This window comes from Bradyrhizobium sp. MI1.4 (assembly GCF_055811315.1).
On sequence record NZ_JBVVPP010000136.1, the window covers coordinates 1 to 918 of the forward strand.

General features: G+C 60.3%; 1 protein-coding gene. It reads left to right on the forward strand.

The annotated features are described in order from the left end of the window. Window positions 1-17: 17 nt before the first annotated feature. The coding region (locus tag AC0L23_RS39960; RefSeq protein ID WP_473358421.1) for an IS110 family RNA-guided transposase at window positions 18-918 on the forward strand (901 nt) is incomplete at its 3' end.

Consider the following 918-nt stretch of genomic DNA (forward strand, 5'->3'; position numbering starts at 1 on the left):
AACAAGGAGGGCGAGTCGTGGGTCATCATACCGAGGTCTTTGTCGGAATCGATACGTCAAAATCGCGCAATGCTATAGCCATTGCCGATGGCGGCCGTGGCGGCGAGGTACGATATCTCGGGGAGTTTCCTGCCACGGAGGCAGCGATCCGAAAGCTGGTGGCAAAGCTTGCAGCGAAATGCTGTCAGTTGACGTTTTGCTACGAAGCAGGGCCAACAGGATACGGTCTCTACAGACTGCTCAAGAGCCTCGGCCATGACTGCCTGGTGGTGGCCCCCTCGCTCGTTCCGAAGAAGGCCGGCGATCGAGTGAAGACGAACCGGCGCGATGCGGTAAGCCTCGCCAAGCTGTTGCGCGCGGACGAGCTCACGGCGGTGTGGGTGCCGGACGAGCGCCATGAGGCTATGCGCGATCTCTCGCGCGCCCGTCAAGCAGTGAAGAAGGACCTCCAGGGCAAGCGTCAACAGATCTCGTCATTGATGCTGCGGCTGGGACGCATCTATCCGGGCAAGACAACGTGGGGACCAGCCCACATGAGATGGCTCATGTCGCAGAAGCTCGAGCATCGCGAGCAGCGCATCGCATTCGAAGAGTTACTTGAGGGGGTACGCCAGGAAAGTGAGCGGCTGGAGCGTTTGGAAGATGCCATCCGCGAGGTAGTACCCGAGTGGTCGCTCGCCGAGGTTGTGTCGGCCCTGCAGGCGGTGCGCGGGATTGATCTCATTGCGGCTGTGGGGGTGCTGGCTGAGATCGGTGATCTATCCCGCTTTCAAAATCCGCGCGAGCTGATGGGCTATCTGGGTCTGGTGCCCACAGAAAACTCGACTGGCGACCAAGTCAAGCGAGGCGGCATCACCAAAGCCGGTAATGGGCGGGCGCGACGTATTCTTGTAGAGGCGGCCTGGAGCTATCGATATC